Annotated in this window: 10 protein-coding genes; 3 read left to right on the top strand and 7 right to left on the bottom strand. The window is 64.2% G+C overall.

What is annotated here, in order from left to right; genetic code table 11:
• Positions 1-10: 10 nt before the first annotated feature.
• Positions 11-499 (bottom strand): PepSY-like domain-containing protein, encoded by a 489-nt coding sequence (locus tag J8F10_RS11200; protein WP_210653909.1) that lies wholly within the window; start codon positions 497-499, stop codon positions 11-13.
• A 202-nt stretch (positions 500-701) separates the two neighbouring features.
• Here J8F10_RS11200 and J8F10_RS11195 point away from each other — a divergent pair, with 202 nt between their 5' ends.
• Both J8F10_RS11195 and J8F10_RS11190 read left to right on the top strand, forming a co-directional pair.
• Complete coding sequence (locus J8F10_RS11195) at positions 702-1748, top strand: bile acid:sodium symporter family protein (RefSeq protein ID WP_210653908.1); 1047 nt, start codon at positions 702-704, stop codon at positions 1746-1748.
• Between the two features lie 356 nt (positions 1749-2104).
• Entirely contained in the window at positions 2105-3850 is a 1746-nt protein-coding gene (locus J8F10_RS11190) for a cation:proton antiporter (RefSeq protein ID WP_210653907.1), read from the top strand.
• Positions 3851-3866: 16 nt separating this feature from the next.
• Here J8F10_RS11190 and J8F10_RS11185 read toward each other — a convergent pair whose 3' ends face one another.
• From J8F10_RS11185 to J8F10_RS11160, 6 genes are all read right to left on the bottom strand, one after another.
• Entirely contained in the window at positions 3867-4169 is a 303-nt protein-coding gene (locus tag J8F10_RS11185; RefSeq protein WP_210653906.1) for a helix-turn-helix domain-containing protein, read from the bottom strand.
• Positions 4170-4216: 47 nt separating this feature from the next.
• On the bottom strand, positions 4217-4909 hold the full coding sequence (gene msrA / locus J8F10_RS11180) for a peptide-methionine (S)-S-oxide reductase MsrA (protein WP_210653905.1): 693 nt from the start codon (positions 4907-4909) through the stop codon (positions 4217-4219).
• A 121-nt stretch (positions 4910-5030) separates the two neighbouring features.
• The gene (locus J8F10_RS11175) at positions 5031-6425 is read right to left on the bottom strand and encodes a DUF1501 domain-containing protein (protein WP_246523167.1); all 1395 of its coding nucleotides are present in this window, start codon (positions 6423-6425) and stop codon (positions 5031-5033) included.
• Between the two features lie 69 nt (positions 6426-6494).
• Complete coding sequence (locus tag J8F10_RS11170; RefSeq protein ID WP_210653903.1) at positions 6495-6944, bottom strand: hypothetical protein; 450 nt, start codon at positions 6942-6944, stop codon at positions 6495-6497.
• Positions 6941-7642: a hypothetical protein gene (locus tag J8F10_RS11165; protein ID WP_210653902.1), complete on the bottom strand. Its 702-nt coding sequence runs from the start codon at positions 7640-7642 to the stop codon at positions 6941-6943. Before J8F10_RS11165 ends, J8F10_RS11170 begins: the two co-directional genes overlap by 4 nt.
• A gap of 70 nt (positions 7643-7712) precedes the next feature.
• Entirely contained in the window at positions 7713-9623 is a 1911-nt protein-coding gene (locus J8F10_RS11160; protein ID WP_210653901.1) for a PSD1 and planctomycete cytochrome C domain-containing protein, read from the bottom strand.
• A 612-nt stretch (positions 9624-10235) separates the two neighbouring features.
• Between J8F10_RS11160 and J8F10_RS11155 the strand changes: the two genes are divergently transcribed.
• Positions 10236-15482 (top strand): DUF4011 domain-containing protein, encoded by a 5247-nt coding sequence (locus J8F10_RS11155; protein ID WP_210653900.1) that lies wholly within the window; start codon positions 10236-10238, stop codon positions 15480-15482.
• The last annotated feature ends 34 nt before the right edge of the window (positions 15483-15516 follow it).

Genomic DNA, 15516 nt, shown 5'->3' with positions numbered 1-15516 from the left:
GCTTCGCTTGTTACTTCTCCGATTTTTTCTCTTCTTCGTGCTTGATCTTACCGTCGGCGAGAATCTCCACCTCGATCTCCTTCTTCTCGGCCGTGACGAGGAGCACCTCGTAGTAGTCGAGTGCCTCTTTTCCGTCCTTCACGGAGTAAACCGACTCGACGACCTTGAAGGTGGCCTTCGCGTACTTCTTCTCGAGCGCATCGGTCACGGCCTTCGGGAGCTCTTTAGCGTCGATCTGCTTTTCGATGGTGGTGATGATACCCTCCGGGGTGAGGGTCACGTCGATCGTCTTGCCGGCTTCCTTCAGCTCGACCTCGTACACCGTCTTGTCCTTCTCGGTTTCTTTACTCGCGCCGACCACCTCGGCCTTCGGGAACCGCTTCTTGGCGGCCTCCAGAACGGCCTTCGGCACCTTTTCCAACGGAACTTTTTCTTCGTCCGCCCGAACCGGTGCGGCCAACACGAACGCGACGACCGTGGCTGCTGCGAGGTAACGCATGGCTTGCTCCTCAATACGCGGTCGGCCGCTCCCGACGCGGGCGGACCCGAACCGTCGCGGGGCACTGTACCCGACCTCGGTGAACTGAGGATGAAGCGAAGATAAGAAATACTTTATCCCCGCGTCACGGCCCGCTTAGGTCCATCGGGTACGGTGTCGGCAGTTCAGTTCAAAGCCGTTCAACTGAAAAGGACCGACCCAGATGCGTCGCGAACACGGATCAGTTTCGGGGTTCCTGCACCGACATTTCCTCGGGCTCCTGATCGGGGCGTATGTGGCGGCCGGGGCCGTGCCGGGGGCCGGCCGCTGGATATCGGAACTGGCACGGGCGGGCTGCGTATTGGGCCACCCGGTTCGAATATCCGCGCCGGCGGTGATGCTCGGCGCGCTTCTGTTTGCCGCCGGGTTCGCGGTGCGGGGCGAGCACCTGTGGGGCATGTTCCGGCGGCCATTGTCTCTGGTTGTTGGGCTGATTGTGAGCGTTGTGGCGCCCGTTGTTGTGCTGATGGCGGTCGCGCCCGTACTGTTGCTCTGGCACGATCCCGCCGAAGCCCGCGACCTGCTCGTGGGCCTGGCGGTGGTCGCCGCGATGCCGGTGGCGGGTTCGTCGGCGGGTTGGTCCCGCGCCGCCGACGGCGATTGCGCGCTGAGTCTCGGCCTCGTTCTGCTCTCGACCGTGTTCAGCCCTTTCACGACCCCGCTCGCACTCGGTGCGGCGGGTACGTTTGCCTCGAGTGGTGCGAGCGAGGTATTGAATCACCTCGCCGGATCGGGTGGTGCGGGCGCGTTTGTCGTTTTGTGGGTGGTCGTCCCGACCGGTTTGGGGCTTCTCAGTCGTTGGATGATCGGTGGGAGCCGGGCGGACGCGACCGGGCCGTGGGTGAAGCCGGTCGCGTCTGTGATCCTGCTAGTTCTGTGCTACACGAATGCCTCAATGTGTCTGCCCGGTGTTGTTGCCGATCCCGATTGGGACTTCCTGGCGCTGATCGCGGTCGCGGCCGGAACGATGTGTGTGGCGGCGTTCACGAGCGGGTTCTTGGCCGCGCGGTCCGTGCGCGCCGACCCCGCACAGCGCGCGGCACTCGTGTTCGGCGTCGGCATGGCGAACAACGGGGCCGGGTTGGGGCTGGCGGCAGGCGCGCTCGCGGGGTGCCCGTTGGCGCTGCTGCCGGTGGTCGCCATCAACCTCATCCAACACCTCGTTGCGGGGTACGCTGATGCGCGACTTCGATACAGGAAGGCGATGTGAAGGCGTTGTGCCGCTCGGCGACCCCGGCCGGAGGGCACCAATAATAGACCGCCGAGCCTCTTTGCCCCATATATCGAGGGGCTGACCGCGCTTTCGCCCTTCCGAGATCGAAGTCGGACGGTCCCACATTTTTTTGCCGGTCCCGTTTGAGGCGGCAACTCGTTTGCTCTTACGCGCACCGGGCGCGATAATCGCGCTCGCTCGCGGGCGCAGTTCCAGGCGAAAACAGCGCGAATGACCTCGATCAAACGAGTCGTTCGTGTGTCCAGTATTTGGACCGCGTGGCCAGGATCTGGTCTCGCGGACCGATTGGATTTCGATACACGTTCGTTTTGCCATACGGTACACGTAATCCCATGCACGACACGGAACTGATACTGACTCTGACTTTTGGGCTCACCGCGGCGCTGGCCTTTGGTTACGTCACGCACCGGTTCGGGCTTTCCCCGATCGTCGGGTACTTGTTGGCCGGGATCGCGGTCGGGTCGCACACACCCGGCTTCGTTGCGGATAAGCACCTGGCCGAACAGATGGCCGAGATCGGGGTCATCTTGCTCATGTTCGGGGTCGGGCTCCACTTCCATTTCAACGAGTTGCTTGCCGTTCGCCGCATAGCCCTGCCGGGGGCGATTGTTCAAAGTCTGGTGGCGACGGCGCTCGGGGCGGCCGTGGCTCTGGCGCTGGGGTGGGGGGCTTCGGCCGGAGTGGTGTTCGGGCTGGCCCTCTCGGTTGCCAGTACGGTCGTCCTGACACGGGTACTTTCGGACGCCAACGAGTTGCACACGCCGACGGGACACATCGCGATCGGGTGGCTCGTCGTCGAGGACATTTTCACCGTTCTTGTGCTGGTTCTGCTCCCGCCCCTTTTTGGGAACTCGGAAGGCGGACTCGCCCTCGCAGTTGGACTGGCGGTGGTCAAAATCGGCCTGCTGATTGTCGTGGCGATGCCGGTCGGCGGGCGCGTCATTCCGTGGCTCCTGAACCGGGTGGCCGACACCGGGTCGCGCGAGTTGTTTACCCTGACGGTACTCGTGGTGGCACTGGGGATCGCGGTCGGTTCTTCGATGCTGTTCGGTGTGTCGATGGCCCTGGGCGCGTTCCTCGCGGGGATGATCGTGGGCCGGAGCGATTTCAGCCTCCGGGCGGCGTCCGACGCTCTGCCGATGCGCGATGCGTTCGCGGTGCTGTTCTTCGTCTCGGTCGGGATGCTGTTCGATCCGCGGTACCTGATCGACGCCCCGCTGGTGGTGCTGGCGACCCTCGCGGTCGTCATGATCGGGAAGCCGCTCGCGGCCGTCGGGATCGTTCTGCTCCTCGGGTACCCCGTGCGGATCGCGATCGCCGTGTCCGTGGCGCTCGGGCAGATCGGCGAGTTCTCGTTCATCCTGGCCGCGCTGGGAACCAGCCTGAAGGTGCTGCCCGGAGAGGCCACGAGCGCGCTGGTCGCGGCGGCCATCGTCTCGATCTCGGTCAACCCGCTCCTCTACCGTGCGGTCGGGCCGATCGAGGCGTGGGCCGCGGCCCGTCCGCGGCTGTGGGGTATGTTGAATGCCCGCCGGCGCGGACTCGAGGGGACCAACCCGGTACTTCCGGAGGAGGCGGACCCGCGGTACCGGGCGGTGGTCATCGGGTACGGTCCGGTCGGGCGCACGCTGGCCCGGCTCCTCAAGGAGAACGGGATCGTGCCCACGATCATCGAAATGAACCTAGAAACGGTCCGGCGGTTGCGCGCCGATGGGGTGGCGGCAGTGTACGGGGACGCCGCGCGCCATGACACGCTGAAGGAAGCGGGCCTGGACCGCGCCGGGAGCCTGATCCTCAGTGCGTCCGGGTTGAAGGGGGCCGAAGAGGTGGTTCGGTTGGCCCGTGAACTGAACCCGGACGTTCGGGTGCTGGCGCGGTCGGCATACTTGCGCGAGCGCGCCGACTTGCGGAAGGCCGGGGCGGACGAGGTATTCGCGGGCGAGGGAGAGGTGGCACTGGCAATGACCGAGTCGGTTCTGCGAGAACTCGGAGCCGCACCGGAGCAGATCGACCGGGAGCGCGAGCGGGTTCGCACCGATTTGTTCGGCGACGCGGGAGGTGAAGAGAAGAAGGGCTGACGGCTTGTTCGCGGCGTTATTTCTTGCTCTTCCCCTTCTTTGGGGCCGGCTTCTTGGGAACCTCCTCCGCAGGTTCGGGCGACTCGGTTGCGGGCGCTTCGGTCACGAAATCGTTCAGCGTGACCCCGAACGTGTCGGCCAGCACGCACAGTTGCGAGAACGTCGGTTCGGTCTCCCCGAGGCGCTCCCAGCGCATGTACGTCGCGATGTGAACGCCCACGATCTTGGCGGTGCGCACCTGGGAGATGCCGACCGCGTCCCGCAGTTGCCGGAGGCGGACCCGGAACGCGGGCGTCGTTTTCTTCTTGGCCAGGGTCATGGTCGCCTCGCGTATCGATCCGGTCTCTGCACGCTCTCGGCCCGGCGTCACTCACCTTTTAACCGATCGTGAAACACCTTGCGCAGCTTTTCGACCTTGGGGCCGATGATCGCGCGGCAATACGGCTGCTGGGTGTTACTCGCGTAGTAATCTTGGTGGTAGGCTTCCGCGGAGAAGAACTCGCTGAACGGCACGATTTGGGTGACCAACGGGGACTGGTACACGCCCGCGGCGTCGATTTTCGACTTGTACCGTTCGGCGAGCTGTTTTTGCCGCTCGGTGTGGTAGAAGACGGCAGAGCGGTACTGCGTGCCAACGTCGTTCCCCTGCCGGTTCAGCGTGGTGGGGTCGTGCGACCGCCAGAACACTTCGAGCAGTTCCGCGAACGACACCACGGCCGGGTCGAACGTGACTTGAACCACTTCCGCGTGGCCGGTGCGCCCGGTGCAGATTTGCTCGTAGGTCGGGTTGGGCACGTGCCCGCCGCTGTAGCCGGACACGGCCTTCTGCACGCCCTTCATCTGCTGAAACACGGCCTCGGTACACCAGAAGCAGCCGGACCCGAAGGTGGCCACTTCGACCACACCCGCGGGCGCGGCTGGTGCGGTGCCGATTTCATCGGGTTCGAGAACGGGGAAGTTTTCCGGTACCATTGATGCGTCACGGGTAATGATTTTTGCGAGCAGCAAATAGGCGACAACCAGCACGAGCGGAACGGCCCACATCAGCACGGCTCGCATGGGATTCTACCGGTTGGGAACTGGTGCGCGGCACTTCCATTATCCGCTCTCGCGGGCAGACAAGGGGTGTCTACCCGTGTGAAATTAGGAACTCCCGCACGGTAAAATGTGATCGAGGGGCTCACTTCCCGCGCGCGAACAGGTCCATCACCGGCTTGCCCTTACCGTCTTCAGTCGCGTAGAACGGGCGCTTCTCGACGTCGAACGCGGTCTTCGGCGAGATCCCCATCGCGTGGAAGATGGTCGCGTGCAGGTCGCGAATGCTCACCGGGTTCTTCGTGGTGATGAGCGGCCGTTCTGCTGCCGTCTCGCCGTACAGAGCGCCCTTTTTGATTCCGCCGCCGAACATCAGCACCGACCCGGAGCCGGTGAAGTGCCGGTGCAGCCCGTAGTGTTTCAGTTCGCCGAGCTTTTCGGCTTTCGCGAGGGACTGGTCCTTCGCCGTGCTGCCCGGTACGCCCTCGATCATCATGTCTCTGCTGAACTCGCTCGCCAGGACGACGAGCGTGCGGTCGAGCATCCCGCGCTGCTCCAGGTCGAGGATCAGTTGGGCGATGGGGCGGTCGATTTCCTTCTTCATGCGGGTGTACGTAGTGTGGCCGTTCTCGTGCGTGTCCCAGTGGAGGAACGGCACGTACTCGGTCGTCACCTCGATGAATCGCGCCCCGGACTCTGCCAGGCGCCGGGCGAGCAGGCACCCCAACCCGAACCGCCCGGTGTTGTACTTGTCGTAACTCGCTTTCGGTTCTTTGGTAATGTCGAAGGCGTCGCGTTCCTTGCTCGTGAGCAACCGGTGCGCGTTCTCAATGGACTTGAGCATCGACTCGTGGTGGTGGTCGCTCGCCATCTCGCCCACGGGGGAAGCCTTCAGCAGTTCCTTGAATTTCTCGTGGCGCGCGGAGAAGCGTTCGGGCGTCATGCCCTTGGGCGGCCGGACCGCGTTCACGGCGTCGTCGGGGAAGGGCAGGTTGAACGGCCCGAACTCGGTGCCGAAGAACCCGCCCGTGGTGAACGCTTTGAGTTCTTCCGATTCGCCGTGGCCTTCGAGTTTCTGTCCGATGTTGATGAACGGCGGAATGGCGGGGTTCCGCGGGCCGAGCACGCGCGCCATCCACGCCCCGATGTGCGGGCACGCGACCGTTTGCGGCGGGACGTATCCCGTATGCCAGTGGTACTGGTGACGCGAGTGCAGAATGTTGCCGAGATCCGCGACGACGTGCGATCGGATGAGTGTCCCGCGGTCGATCACCTTCGCGATGTTTTCCAAGCCCTCGGTGAACTTAATGTTGTCCACGACCGTGTCAATGGCCGGGAACGTGGACAGGATCTTGTCGACCGGGACGCCGACCTCGAACTTGGTGTAGCGCTTCGGATCGAACGTGTCCGGCGCCCCCATTCCGCCGGCCATCCAGAGGAGAATGCACGTATCGGCGGTGGGCTTGGGGTGCGCGACCGGGTCCGATGCACGCAGACGCGGTTCGCCGCCCGCGATGGTCGCGAGGCCGGCCGCGGTCATGGCTCGCAGGTATTCGCGTCGGGAGAGTTCGCGGGTATCGTTGGATTGCATAACGAACCAAGGTTGTGGTCACCAATCGGTCGGGAGCCGACTGAGGTAGGAACCAAGGAAGCTCCGGGCGTGGCCGAAAGGGAGCGTGGCCGCCTCTTCGCCACCTTCGTGAACCAAACTGTTCCGGTAGCGCCGGACCGCGTGTGCCCCGTCGATCACGTCATCTGGTACGAACTGGTACCCCGCAATGGCGTCGATCAGGTCGACCATTCGCGGGTGCGTATCGCGCTTGAAGAACCGCGCCCACACGTCTCGGAGTGTGGCCTCGAATTCCGCGAACATTCGGATCAGGTACGTGCCCTCCAGGTTCTTTTTCCAGTTGCGCACGTCCGGCACTTTGAACGCTTCCGCGGCGAGCAACCCCGAGTCTTTCTGGAGGGCCTCGTCAAGGAGGTTGGCTGCAAATGCGGCGGCCCAGAATTCACGTTCGATCGCCCGAACGCGCTCGATCCGCTCTTGCCGCTTCACGCCGCGGCCCTCGCCAGCCCGTCGAGCGCGGAGAGGAACGCGGCCTCGGACCACGGTTGTAAGGGCTGGCCGGGCTGTGGCGGGTGAATCCGCCAGATACCGTTCGCCCGGGTCAGTACCGTTCCGCCCAGTGACGGCATGACGTACAAATCGACCAGCCCGGTGGTTCCCGGCGCGTACCGCGCGACCGGGTCCAACATGAACCGTGCGTCCGGGCGGTGGATGAGCAGTTGGGACACCTCGTATGCACCGAGGAATGAGTCCGCGAGTGTTTTCGGAAAGCGTTTAGTGCCCCACTCCCGCTTGACGGCGAGCGATTCCGCTTGCTGGAACAGGAACTCGACCGCACCGAGCCACTCCGCGGTGACGTATTCCCGAACGAACCGAAGGATCCGGCTGAAGTGCCCCCATGCTTCGTCTCGTTGATCGCGCGTCGCAGGCGCATCGGGCGGCACCGCACTGGCGACGCGCCGGAACCCTTCGATGGCGTTTGCGAGAGCCTCCTGCGCGGCGGTCGGGAGGTCACGGTAGTCCTCGGGGTCGTACCCTTCTACCACCCGTGACGTTAACCACAAATCGGTTCCGCGCAACTGCAACTCGATCGCGCCAGCGTCGAGCTTTTCGCTGTCCGTGACGAGCGTCGGCCCGGCGAGTCGGCACGCCTGGCGAACAGCGGAGAAGAACCCTTCTTTGCTCATCGAACGACTCCCGTGGGCTTCATTTAGCGTAGCCCGGTTTGGGCCGCCGCGGAAGGACGCGAACGCGATCTCACCTTACTAATTGAAACTCGGGCAGCATGACGACGGCCCACAGTAGATCGGCCACGCTCTCGGTGGTCAGTTTCGCGCCCAGGAGCGATTTCGCCGCGGCACGCTCGTTCGCGGTCGGCTTGCGCGAAAGTGCTCCCAGGAAGACCCAATCCGCGAGTTCGTTGGGCGACAGTTTCGCGTTCGCGTTCAGGATGTTGGTCGCGCCGCGTTCGAGTGTCGTCGTGAGGATCTGACCGTTCGCGAGGTCGAGTGCCTGGAGCGTAGACAACTGGTCCGGGCGCGTTGTGACCACTTGCTCGCGGTTGGGGCGACCGAGTGAGCGCATGAGTGGGTCGCAGTCTACCAGCGTGGTGCGGACGAATTGCCGCTCCTTTGGCACGCCGGCCGGGAAGGGTGGCAGCGCGCCCGGGAACGCGGCCGACTGCTTCGCGGGCGCCGTATCGGTCAGCATCCAGATCGCGTCGGTGAACTGCTCCGCGCTGAGGCGCTTCAGTTCGGGTCCGCGGAACACGAAACCGTCGCCGATGATCTCCTTTTCGAGCGGCACTGCCTTCGCCTGGTAAGTCCGCGAGGTCGCGATGTGCGCCATCAGCTTTTTGAGGTCGTAGCCGTTCTCCGCGAAGTAGACCGCGAGGTAATCGAGGAGGTCTTCGCTCCACGGTTTGTTGCCCATCACGTCGACCGGGTGAACGATCCCGTGCCCCATCAGCCGGTGCCAAATTCTATTCGCCATCGTGCGGGTGAACCGCCCGTTGTCCGGGTGCGTGACCAGGGCGGCGAGTTGTTCGAGCCGCTTGGCTTTGGGGGCGGTCGCGTCGATGGAGCCGAGTTCCGGGAACAGGAACTTCGCGCTCGCGGTCCGGCCGATCGGCTTGTCGCACCGGTGGACCGTGAGCGGCTTGTCCGCAATCACAGCGGCCAACCCGTAGGCGTCGTCGAGTTTCCACGAGTCGATGAAGCTGTCGTGGCACGATGCACACTTGAGGTTCGCGCCGAAGAACACCTGCCCGACGTTCTGGGAAAACTGAAGCTCCACAATTTGGCTGGCGTTCACCTCGCCGCGCCACTTGATGCCCTTGACGAAGCCCTCGGAACTCGCGTTCGGGCTAATCAGCTCGCGCGCGAATTTGTCGTAAGGCTTGTTCTCTAAAAGTGATTTGTACAGCCACGCGGTGATCTGCTTGCGCCCGCCGTCGATGTACCCGGTTCCGCGGTATTCGTTGCGGAGCGCGTCGTTCCAGAACCCGAGCCAGTGGTCGGTGTAGGAACGATCTTCCGCGAGCAGCTTGTTCACCAACTCGATGCGCTTATTGGCGCTCGTGTTCGCGACGAATGCTTCCAGTTCCCCGGCCGCGGGCGGCAACCCGATCAGGTCGAGGTATGCGCGCCGGGCGAAGGCCGCATCATCGAGCGGTTCCGGGGCAATGATTTTGTTCTTGGCGAAGTAAGAATCGATGATGCGGTCGATCGGGTGCTCGCGGCCCGGCATCGTGGGCGGGAGCGCGACCTTCCGCGGTTTGAGTGGCGCGACATAGGTTGCGGGCTTGAAGCTGAACCCCGGCTCCCACGGCAGACCGTCATCGATCCACTTCGCGAGCGCCGCGATCTCCTTCGCGCTCAGGGGATCGCCCTGCGGGGGCATCCGCGTGTCTTTATCGGTGGACGTGACGAGCTTGATGATCTCGCTCGCGGTCGATTTCCCGGGCACTGCAGCTTTCGATTTCAGCAACTCTTCGCGCGTATCGAACGACACGCCGCCCTTATAGGTGCCGTTCGTGTGGCACTTCGCGCACCTCGCTTTGAGGATCGGAACGACGTCGGGTGCGAAGTCCGTTTTCTTATCCGGCTGCTGCGCCGAACTCGGGCCAACGCAGATCGCGAGAGAGGCGAGCGCTAACAGTGATCGCATGGTTCGTGTGGCGGGTTGTTCGGTGGGGCAACGGCGACCTCTTCACATAGTAGTGCTCCCGCACCGGCAACAAGAACGGCGAATCTGAGAAAACGAATTGTGGTGTCGGGATGTGAGATCGCGTCAAGAACGCCTGCACGCAGCCGGAGGGCAAACCGAGATGGAGTTTACTGTTTTTCCGTATACTAATTGCTATAATGGAGTAGCTGTGTCGCGGTGCGTGTCCGCAAGGCTGTAGAGGGACGCACGCGAGAGTCCGAAAATCGTGACGTCGGTGGGCGAAATGTTAGCGATTGTGAGCCGTTTTCGAGAGCTTGATCGGGGGCGGAATGAGGAGAAATTGCTAGAAATATCAGCGTTTTGTAACTCTTGCGGCGCGTGTGGCTCGCTCACTGGCCCGAATTGTTAGCAATTGTTAGCCTCGAGGCCTCGGTCTTCGGAGGACCGGCTTTCGGGTGGGGCAGCACAGGCGAATACGATCTCGTTTCAGCAGAACGAAAACGCCGCGCGGTTTGTGGCGAACCACTTCAAGACGAGTGAGGCAATTTCGGTTTCCCCGCTAGCCCCCGCGGATACGCTGACACGGCGGACCCCCGGTCACACGAGAACGCAATGCCTACTGATCTCGACGCGCGACTCGCCGAGTGGCGCAAGGCCCTGCTCGACACCACGAAGCGGAACCGGCTCATCAAGTTCGTGGCCGGGCGCATCGGCGGCGTGTCGCTGATGCACCCGCTTGCGCCCGATTTTTGGCGCCAACTCGTTCAGGACGGTCACCGGCTCACGTTCGCGTGGAAGCGCGACATCCTCGGGCTGCCGCAAGATGTGCTCGATGCGGAGATGCTCTCGTCCGATTTCGATCCCACGACCGGAACGACGCAAACGAACGAGGACGCGGTTCGCCGGGATTTGCTCGAACAGTGCTTGCGCTCGAACCGCCTCAAGCCGGCGCACCTGCTCACGGATCAGACCGACCGGCAACTCGCCGCGCGCCTGATCCGGCTCAAGCGCCTGTCGGACGAAGCGCAAACCGATCACGGCGTCACCACGCTGTTCGCGGCGTTCGGCTTCCTCCGGTGGTACGAGAGTGCCGATTCGGAGGAAGAGGTCCGCTCGCCGCTGCTGCTCGTGCCGGTGAAGCTCGAACGTGAAACGGTGGAGTCGGCGTTCACACTCGTCGCGGAAGAAGACGATATTCTGCCGAACCACTGTCTCGCCGAACTGCTCCAAACGCAGTTCCGCATCAAGCTACCCGCTGCGAACGAGTACACCCTCGACCCGGAAGACCCGGAGTGCGCGGCGAAGTATTTCGCGCTCGTCGCGGACCGCGTGAAGGACATTCCCCGGTGGGGCGTGGTCCCGGAAGCGGCGCTGGGGGTGTTCAACTTCCAGAAGCTCGCGATGTGGGAGGACTTGGGCCGCAACGCGGAGAAGGTCAAATCGCACCCGGTGTGTCGCGCGGTCGCGGGTGATGGCGCGGTGGCGCTCCAGCCGCCGGGCGATTTGCCGACCGCGGAGCAACTCGACGCGGTGGTTGCGCCGATCGCAGCCGTTCACATTCTTGATGCGGACAGCAGCCAACACGAGGCCATCGAAGCAGTCAAACGCGGCGCGCACCTCGTGATGGACGGCCCGCCCGGTACAGGTAAGAGTCAGACCATTTCCAACATGATCGCGGAGGCGCTCCAGTCCGGCAAAACGGTGCTGTTCGTGAGCGAGAAGACGGCCGCGCTCGAAGTGGTGAAGCGCAGGCTAGACCGCTGCGGGCTGGGCGATTTCTGCTTGGAGCTTCACAGCCACAAGGCCAACAAGCGCGAAGTCGTGACCGAGTTGGGGCGCTGCCTCGAACTGAAGCCGGTCGGCGCGCCGGACGTCGATTCGCAACTCTCGCAACTCGCCGAGAGCCGCCGCAAGTTGAACGATTTCGTTGCGGAACTACACGCGGTTCGCGCCCCGCTCGGGATGTCGGTGTTCCGCGTACACGGTGAAGTCGCAAAACTCGGGAGCCTACCTGCACGCTCGCGCATTGCGGTTCTCGATGTGCTGAGTAAGGACGCGGCTTATCTCCAAACGTGCGACGATGTTCTCACGCGCCTCGGCGACTGCGCGCCGGTGGTGGCGAACCCCACCGGGCACCCGTGGCGCGGGTGCAAACTCGTCACGTTTTCGCAAGAAGCGAAGGACGATGCACGATTTCACCTGAGCCGGCTCGCAGGGGCGATTCCCGCGGCCGAGAAAGCGGTTGCGACTCTCGCGGAAGCCGGCGTTGGCCCGGAACCGCCCTCCGTACTCGAATGGGATGCGGCCGTCGCCGACGCGCGGTCGCTGCTCCCGCTGTCGTTCTTCCCGCCGGAGTGGTTTGCCACCGATCCGCGTGCCGCGGCCCAGCGCGCGGTCGAACTGCATCAGGCGGTGCTGGAGTCGCGTGAACTTAGTGCAAAATTGCCCGAGTTCGACATCGCTGCCGTGAAGCAGGCTGCTTCGCAGATTGATTCACTCGGCGCAGTGAACGCTGATCGCGAGCGCCTCACCGCGGGGGCTGCGCTCACACTCCGCAACCGGCTCGTCGCCGTGCAACAAACCGCGAACGCGGTGAGGCAACTCGAAACGCTCGCGACGGAACTGGATCGTGCTGCGCTGGCCGCAACGCAGGCGCTCGGGGTGTCGCGCGTCCCAGAACTGGCGAAGCTCGCGGAGTGCGTGCATTTGGGGGATGTGGTCGGCCGGGTCGGTGCCGGACCGCGTGCCTGGGGAACTGCGGGGAGGCGAAAAGAACTGCTCGCGGTAGTGTCGCGTGCTGATGAGCAGGACCGCGCTGCGCAAGCGGTACGAACGGAACTCATCACGCGGTTCTCGCCGGTCGCGTTCGTGCCGGAATCATCGGCGATCGCACGCGACGCGGTCCAGGCCGGGCGGTCGTTCTGGTCGCGCCTGTTCCCGCGCTGGTGGGGGCTGAGCAAGCAAGTCTCTGCTTGGTACGCGAGTTCGCCGCGCACGGGTACGCCGCTCCGGGCCGATGTCGCCGCGCTTGCGGGGTATCACCAACAGGCCGAAGCCGCGCGCCAGGTGGTGGGCGCGTATGGCAACGAGTTGATGAAGGACACGACCGGCGGGCCGGACTGGACCGGAACACTCGACGCTCTTCGTGCGGTGGAAACGCTCGAAGAGCGGGGCGTGAAGCACGAGGCACTATCGAAGCGCGACCGAAAGGCGCTCGGTGACAGCGCAACAGCTCTGGAGGCGGCCGAGCGTGCATTTCGTGATCGGCTCGCGGTCGTTGCCAGTGACTTTGCTGCGCTGCCACTCGATGCGAAGACTCCGGCCGAAGTTCGAGCGTGGCTGATGACCGAAGTGACCGCGCTCGAACGCGAAGCGAGTGGGTTGCAGGCGCTCGTGAACCTGCTCGCGCAAGGACAGGACATTCCCGGCGGGCGCATTCGCGACGCGGCGACTTCCGCAGCACGGCTCGCAACTGTTGCCGCTCGCCTCAAGCAACTCGAAGAGGGTCAACCGACCGATGACCGCGTGCGCGCGGAACGTGCGGCACTCGGCGAGGAACTGTTGCGCCTGCTCGACCGGTGGAAGCGCCCCGTCTTGCCGCAACTTCGGGGTGTGCTCACCGAGCCGTCGGCACGCGACCGACTGAAGAGCGCGATTCAGCAGAACGAAACCGCGCGCGGCGGCACGTTCGCGACTTCGTGGGAACACGTCACGCGCGCCGTTTTCGACCCGGCCGCCACCGTCTCGACCAATGTCGTCCTGAACAATCTTCCGCTCGCGGAACTCACACTGTGGGCCAGCGATCGCGCTGCGGATGCCGACCGCGTGTTCGAGTGGGTGCGATTCGTGCATGTCGAGCGCGACGCCGGAGCTGCGGGTTTGGGCGGCGTTTTGGAAGAAGTACGCGCAGGCGAATTCGGCGTAGAACACGCGGCCGAGGCGTTCCGCTCGCGCTTCTTCCGCTTGTGGCTCGATGCCATCCACCAGCAAGCGCCGCTACTCGGCGAATTCACGACGGACAAACAAGAACGCCTCGTAAGTCGCTTTGCGGAACTGGACCGGCTCTCTGTGCGAACGGCCGGGGATCGTGTTCGGGCGCAGTTGCTCGGAAAGCCGAATCGCCCGCGTGTGCGTGACGGCGCGCCAGACGCATCCGAACTCGGCATTTTGTTGCGCGAGGTGAACAAGAAGCGCCGACACCTCCCGTTGCGCCACCTGTTCGCGAAGATGCCCACACTGCTCCCGCGCATCAAGCCGTGCCTCATGATGAGCCCGCTCGCGGTCAGCACCTACCTCGATAACCCGGAGTTCGCGTTCGATCTGGTGATCTTCGACGAAGCCTCGCAGGTGCGTCCGCACGACGCAGTGTGCGCGATCTACCGCGGGAAACAACTCGTGGTGGGTGGCGACCCGAAGCAACTCCCGCCGACGGATTTCTTCGCCCGCAGCGGTGAAGATACCAGCGACGAACCGCACCCCGACGAGGGCGGCACCGGGGGCTTCGAGAGCTTGCTGGACGTGTGCCTCTCGCTGGGGATTTGCCGGAAGCGCCTGCGCTGGCACTACCGCAGCCGGCGCGAGGCGCTCATCGCGTTCTCGAACAAGTTCTTTTACAGCAGCTCGCTCATCACGTTCCCGAGCGCGGACGACGCCACGAGCCCCGCAGTGCGGTTTGTGAAGGTGCCCGAGGGCCGCTTCAAGGACGGCGTGAACCCGATCGAGGCGAAGCGCGTGGCCGCGCTCGTGATGGAGCACGCGCGACAAACTCCGGACCAGAGTTTGGGCGTGATCGCGTTCAGTCAGCGCCAACAGGACCGCATCCTTGACGAACTCGAAGTGCTGCGCCGCGCGAACAAAGGGGCCGAAGACTTTTTCGCGGCGGATCGCCCGGACCCGTTCTTCGTGAAGAACCTGGAAAACGTGCAGGGCGACGAGCGCGACGTGGTGGTGCTGAGCATCGGCTACGGGCCGGACGATGCGGGTAAGGTCGCGATGCGGTTCGGACCGCTGAACCGACAAGGCGGCGAACGGCGCCTCAATGTCGCGGTCACGCGGGCACGTCGGGCGATGTGCGTCATTTCGAGCATGACCTCGAACGATGTCGATTTGACGCGCACCGAAGCCGAAGGCGCGAAGCTGCTCAAGGCGTTTCTCGACTTCGCCGAACGCGGCCCTGCCGCTCTCGCAGCGGTGGTTACAGAGGCCGGTCGGCGCGGGGCGGATAGCCCTTTCGAGCAAGAGGTCGGCGACGAGTTGGCGCGACGCGGACTCACGATTCACCGGCAAGTCGGTTGCGGCGGGTACCTCATCGACCTCGCGATTACTGATGCGGGTGGAGGGAAATACCTGCTCGGTGTCGAGTGTGACGGCGCGACCTATCACTCGGCCGCAACTGCACGCGACCGCGACCGGCTTCGCCAAGCGGTGCTCGAAGGACTGGGCTGGCGCCTCGTTCGGGTGTGGTCCACGGATTGGGTCCGCGACCGCAACAGTCAGGTCAATCGCGTGCTCGCGGCGCTCGAAGCGGCCCGCAAACCGCCCGCGAAAGTTGCACCTGCGCCCGAGCCGGAAGTGGTCGCGGCCGTGAAACTCAAGCCGGTGAAGGAAGTCGAGCTGGATTTCGATTCCATCGAGAAGGTCAGCGATAGTGTACTGCACGCAACCCTGATCGCGTCGCTGACGGAGTTCGGAACGATGCCGGCAGAAGACTTGATCTCCGCGGTCTCGAAGCGGCTCGGTTTCAAGCGCGTCGGCCCGAAGATCCGCGAGCGCGTGGCGCAGGCGATCAACGCTCTCTCCGCTGAAGGCACGTTGACCTCGACCGAGGACAACGTGGTGAAGGTGGTGCAGAAGGCGTGAGGGCCGCTCGCCTTGTCATGCGTGATGCGTCGCG

The organism is Gemmata palustris, from assembly GCF_017939745.1.
Classification (GTDB): Bacteria; Planctomycetota; Planctomycetia; order Gemmatales; family Gemmataceae; genus Gemmata; species Gemmata palustris.
This window is presented reverse-complemented; position numbering and strand designations above follow the sequence as displayed.